Consider the following 5099-nt stretch of genomic DNA (forward strand, 5'->3'; position numbering starts at 1 on the left):
GTTCGACACCGCTGACCAGGTCGAGGGCGTGAGTGCCTTCCTTGAAAAGCGCGCCGCGCAGTGGAAGAACGCATGACCACCGACACCGTTGCCGAGCAAGCACCGGTGCTGTTCGAAGAGCGCGTGGCCGGCAACGGCACGCGCATCGGCATCGCCACGCTGAACGCACCGCGCACGCTCAATGGTTTCTCGCTGCCGATGGCGCACCTGTTGTTGCAGCAGTTGAATGCCTGGGCCGACAACGATGCCATCGCCATGGTGGTGCTGCAGGGCGCCGGTGAGAAGGCGTTCTGCGCCGGCGGTGACCTGCACAGCCTGTACCAGAGCATGCGTGCCTACCGCGACGCCGGCCAGAACGATATCCGCGGGAACGACTACGCCGCCGAGTTCTTCGACGTCGAGTACCGCGTCGACTACCTGATCCATACCTACGCCAAGCCGATCCTGTGCTGGGGTCACGGCATCGTGATGGGCGGGGGCATCGGCCTGATGTCCGGCGCCAGCCATCGCGTTGTCAGCGAGCGTTCCAAGCTGGCCTTCCCGGAAATCACCGTGGGCCTGTTCCCTGACGTGGGTGGCAGCTGGCTGCTGCCGCGCGTGCCGGGCAACGGTGGCCTGTTCCTTGCCCTGACCGGTGCGCTGCTCAACCCGGGCGATGCGATCTATGCCGGCCTGGCCGACGTGCATGTGGCCGAGGAACGCCGCAGTGCGGTGTTCGACGCGCTGCTGCAGGTCGCGTGGTCGACCGATGCCGCACGCAACCACGAGCGCCTGTCACAGCTGCTGCTGTCGTTTGCCAGCGATGCGGCTACCGGCCCGCTGCTGGCCAACGCTACGCAGGTCGATGCGCTGTGCGCAGGCGATGACCTGGCCGCCGTCGTCGAACGCATCAGCACCCTGCAGACCGATGACGCGTGGCTGCAGGCCGCACAGAAGACCCTTGCCGCCGGTGCGCCGGGTTCGGCACGGTTGGCCTTCGAACTGCAGCGCCGCAGCGCCGGCCAGGATCTGGCCAGCGTGTACCGGCTGGAATACATCACCGCCCTGCATTGCGCCGCGCATGGTGATTTTGCTGAAGGCATCCGCGCGCTGCTGATCGACAAGGACCGCAATCCCTCGTGGAACCCGGCCACGCTGGCCGATGCCGACCGCGCATGGGCCGATACGTTCTTCGCTTCTCCCTGGGCCGATGCCGCGCATCCGCTGGCCGACCTGGGCACCCCTGTCGCTGAAAGGAGCCTTGCATGAGCCGCGTTGCATTCATTGGGTTGGGCAACATGGGTGGCCCGATGGCCGCCAATCTGGTCAAGAACGGCCACACCGTACGTGTGTTCGATCTGGTGCCTGCCGCGGTGCAGGCGGCGGTCGACGCGGGTGCCAGCGCAGCGGCATCGGCACGCGAGACCCTGGCCGAGGCCGAGGTGGTGATCTCGATGCTGCCGGCCAGCCGCCATGTTGAAGGCGTGTACCTGGGTGATGACGGCATCCTTGCCGCGATTCCCGCCGGTGCGCTGGTCATCGACTGCAGCACGATTGCCCCGGCCAGCGCGCGCAAGGTATCCGAAGCGGCCGCCGCACGTGGCCTGCAGATGATCGACGCGCCGGTGTCCGGTGGCACTGCCGGCGCACAGGCCGGCACGCTGACCTTCATCGTCGGTGGCGAAGAGGACGCGCTTGAACGCGCCCGCCCGGTGCTGCAGGCGATGGGCAGGAACATCTTCCATGTGGGCGCCAGTGGCGCCGGCCAGGTCGCCAAGCTGTGCAACAACATGGCGCTGGGCGTGATCATGGCCGTCACCGGCGAAGCCATCGCCCTGGGCGTGGCACACGGGCTGGACCCGAAGGTGCTGTCGCAGATGATGGCGGTCAGCACCGGCCGCAGCTGGGCGACCGAAGTGTGCAACCCGTGGCCGGGTGTGCTGGAAAACGCGCCGGCGTCGCGCGGTTACAGCGGCGGCTTCGGCAGCGATCTGATGCTGAAGGACATGGGCCTGGCGGTGGAGGCGGCGATGAGCGTCGGCGCCTCGATCCCGCTGGGCGAAGTGGCCCGCAACCTGTACTCGATGAACCACCAGGCCGGCCGCGGCAAGCTGGATTTCTCCAGCGTCGTGCAGCTCATTACGAGCGAGAAGTGACCTGGTAGTGCCGGCCGCTGGCCGGCAACCTCATGCCCCCTTGCGGGACAACGAAGCTGGGATGGGCGGATGCCCGGTTTCGACCGGTATCCGCCCATTTTTTTGCCCAGCCGCTTGGTACTGCCGGCCGCTGGCCGGCATCACCGCATCAGGCAACGATCAGCGCCACGTCGATGTTGCCGCGGGTCGCGTTGGAGTACGGGCAGACGATGTGTGCCTTCTGCACCAGCTCTTCCACCTGCTCGCGCGGCACGCCCGGCACATTGATGGTCAGCTCGGCTTCGATGCCGAAACCGGTCGGGATCTGGCCGATGCCGACCTTGCCGGTCACGGTGGTGTCGGCCGGCAGCGCGACCTTGGCCTGGCTGGCGACGAACTTCAGTGCGCCCAGGAAGCAGGCCGAATAGCCGGCAGCAAACAGCTGTTCCGGGTTGGTGCCCGGGCCGCCAGCGCCGCCCAGCTCGCGCGGGGTCGACAGCTGGATGTCCAGCACGTTGTCGGACGAGACGGAACGGCCTTCACGGCCGCCGGTGGAGGTGGCCTGGGCGGTGTACAGAACCTTTTCGATGGACATCGGGATGCTCCTGGTCAGTGGGTGGGTAGTGCGTTGGAGCTTACTTTGCCCGGATTCTGCACACCTTTGGTTGCAATAAATCCGAAAAATTTGATTGAACGTCCTGCCGGCCTAGATCGTCCATTCCCGGTCGGTGGTGAACATGATGGTCAGCCAGCGGTCCGGCGACGATTCGCCCAGCGCATCGCCGATCTCGTCACGCAGGTGATCCCACTCCAGCAGGGGCCGCGGCGGATCGTCCTCACGCACCACGAAGAACAGCTCGATCTGCTCGCCACGGCCCACCTGCGCCACGTAACTGGATGGCCGGATCGATGTACGGCCCGACCCACGCCAGCGACGTGCCACGCACCAGCACGCCACCGAGGAAGGCCAGCAGATAGCAGGCCGACATGCTCGCGGCGATCACCCAGTTCTTCGCATCCAGTGCGATGAACTCCGAACCGATGCGCTGGTTCGCACGCAGCACGAACCAGGCCAGCGCGCTTTCAGCCACGATCGACAGTGCCGCGAAGATGATTGCGGGGCCAAGCGCGATCTGTCGCCCACCCGACATCAGCGCATCGACCGCATTGACCAGTGCGTACAACGCCGCACCGATCATCAGCGTGCCACTGACTCCCAGCACGATCGGTTCCAGATGCCAGAAGCCCATGGTGAAGCGCTGGTTCAAACGCGACTGCACTGCGTCGGTCTGGGTGGACAGCGCGATCAGCCGCGCGACCAGCAGCGACAGCCACGTCATCACCACGTCGATCAGGCCGTAGATGCCATCGAAGATGATCAGCGACGAATTGGCCAGCAGGCCGAATACCACTGCGGCGGCGGCCAGCAGCAGCGAGGCGGCGATGGACAGCCGCAGCACACCCTGCTCGGAGCGTGGATCGAGGAAACGTTCGGAACGGGAAGACATGCAGAAATCCGGCTGGGAAAGCGCCGCGGAAGCGGTGCCGCACCATTCTATCCAGACCACCGCTCGCCTCTGTGACTGCACCGGCGCAGGGCCCGGAAAAGTCACCAGACTGGTGACGGTTTACGGATTGACGGGTGCACACCTCAGGCGTATCTTTTCAACCACGATGACATACAAGCCTCTGGCGACCGCCGGGGGCTTTTTGCGTTTATGCCGCCCGTCGGCACCTTGTCATCGTATTTGCGGCCCTGCCAGTCCTGGTGGGCCGTTTCTGTTTCCGCCCCGACCCTGCCCTTTTCGCACCGTCCTTGATGACAGCGTGCGGCGTAGCCGCGTGCGCAGGGTCGGGGCATCCAACATCCATCAACGAAGGAGGATTCGATGCCCCTGCTGACACTTGAGCAGTGCCGCATGCACTGCCGTATCGACGGCGACTACGACGACGCCATTCTGGACGACCTGCTGGCCGCGGCGACCGACGCGGCGTCGGCCTACCTGCGGCGGGCGCTGTTTGCCGACCAGGCGGCACTGGATCTGGCGCTGGACCAGTTGCCGCAGGACATGGCGGCGGCGGTGACCGGGCATGAAGCCGCGGTCGCCGCCGCCAATGCCGAGACCAACGCGGCCAAGGCCAAGGCCATGCGTGACGTCGCTGATCGTCGCCTGGCCGTGGCCACTGAACGCAGCGCGCAGCTGCTGCAGGGCCTGCCGGCCAACGACAGCATCCGCGCTGCGGTGCGCCTGCTATTGGGCCATCTGTATGCGCATCGGGAAGCGGTGGTGGTTTCCACGCACGCCTTGGATGTACCGGTCGGTGCTGCCGCCATCGCGATGGAGCTGCCGTTTGGCGTCGCCGCACTGCTCGATCCCTACCGACTGGCAGCGACCCCATGAACGCCGGTCACTTCAACCGTCGCATCCGCATCGAGCGCCAGGATGGGCGCGTCGATGCCTGGGGCCAACCTCTGGATGCGTGGGTGAGCGTTGCCGATCTGTGGGCGGCAATTCCTCTTGAACGTGCTGACACGGTGCAGCGGGTGAAGCTGGACAGCGGGCTGTCCGCAGCGATCCGCCGCCAGCGCTTCCAGGTGCGCCTGGCGCCGGCGCAGCGAGCCGGCATTGGCATCGGAATGCGCATCGTGCACGACGGCCACACGTTCGATATTACCGGTGTGGTGCCCGACCTTGGCACGCGACACACCGCCRTGCTGTTCACCGAACAGCTGGCTGCAACCGCCTGAGCGAGGACACTGCGATGAGTTACGAACCGAAGTTGCAGCAACTGCTTGGCGGATTGCTGCAGGGGCGCCTGTACCCGGATGTTCCACCGGACCGAGTCACCTATCCCTGCGCGGTCTACCAGCAGGTGGGTGGGCAGGCGCTGTGGTTCAACGAAGGGTCCATCCCCGACCAGAAGCACGCTCGCGTGCAGCTGACCGTCTGGGCAGACACTCGTGCCCAGGCCAACACCCTGATC

6 protein-coding genes and 1 pseudogene are annotated in these 5099 nt (G+C 66.0%); 5 read left to right on the forward strand and 2 right to left on the reverse strand.

Annotated features, from left to right (window positions below):
* The first annotated feature begins 72 nt into the window (after positions 1 to 72).
* Entirely contained in the window at positions 73 to 1248 is a 1176-nt protein-coding gene (locus tag AC1VAN_RS16735) for an enoyl-CoA hydratase/isomerase family protein (protein ID WP_442251477.1), read from the forward strand.
* Positions 1245 to 2135, forward strand: a complete 891-nt coding sequence (gene mmsB / locus AC1VAN_RS16740) for a 3-hydroxyisobutyrate dehydrogenase (protein ID WP_099844659.1) — start codon at positions 1245 to 1247, stop codon at positions 2133 to 2135. Before AC1VAN_RS16735 ends, mmsB begins: the two co-directional genes overlap by 4 nt.
* 148 nt (positions 2136 to 2283) lie before the next feature.
* On the opposite strand, the gene AC1VAN_RS16745 is transcribed toward mmsB, so the two are convergent.
* Complete coding sequence (locus AC1VAN_RS16745; RefSeq protein ID WP_442251476.1) at positions 2284 to 2709, reverse strand: organic hydroperoxide resistance protein; 426 nt, start codon at positions 2707 to 2709, stop codon at positions 2284 to 2286.
* A 111-nt stretch (positions 2710 to 2820) separates the two neighbouring features.
* Positions 2821 to 3622: pseudogene (locus tag AC1VAN_RS16750) on the reverse strand (cation diffusion facilitator family transporter).
* Positions 3623 to 4003: 381 nt separating this feature from the next.
* Here AC1VAN_RS16750 and AC1VAN_RS16755 point away from each other — a divergent pair.
* The 3 genes from AC1VAN_RS16755 to gp17 form a co-directional block, all read left to right on the forward strand.
* Positions 4004 to 4516 carry a head-tail connector protein gene (locus AC1VAN_RS16755; protein ID WP_032978182.1) on the forward strand — a complete coding sequence of 171 codons (513 nt, stop codon included), beginning with the start codon at positions 4004 to 4006 and terminating at the stop codon, positions 4514 to 4516.
* The gene (locus tag AC1VAN_RS16760) at positions 4513 to 4863 is read left to right on the forward strand and encodes a head-tail adaptor protein (protein ID WP_480986243.1); all 351 of its coding nucleotides are present in this window, start codon (positions 4513 to 4515) and stop codon (positions 4861 to 4863) included. Before AC1VAN_RS16755 ends, AC1VAN_RS16760 begins: the two co-directional genes overlap by 4 nt.
* 14 nt (positions 4864 to 4877) lie before the next feature.
* Positions 4878 to 5099, forward strand: a 222-nt coding sequence (gene gp17 / locus AC1VAN_RS16765; protein ID WP_480986244.1) for a tail completion protein gp17, incomplete at its 3' end; no start/stop codon positions are given.

The sequence above is a fragment of the Stenotrophomonas sp. 05L44_2 genome (genome assembly GCF_056665995.1).

Coding starts and splice junctions, on each gene's coding strand:
- AC1VAN_RS16755 (WP_032978182.1), top strand. CDS start 4,004: ATGCCCCTGCTGACACTTGAGCAGTGCCGCATGCACTGCCGTATCGAC.
- mmsB (WP_099844659.1), top strand. CDS start 1,245: ATGAGCCGCGTTGCATTCATTGGGTTGGGCAACATGGGTGGCCCGATG.
- AC1VAN_RS16745 (WP_442251476.1), bottom strand. CDS start 2,709: ATGTCCATCGAAAAGGTTCTGTACACCGCCCAGGCCACCTCCACCGGC.
- AC1VAN_RS16735 (WP_442251477.1), top strand. CDS start 73: ATGACCACCGACACCGTTGCCGAGCAAGCACCGGTGCTGTTCGAAGAG.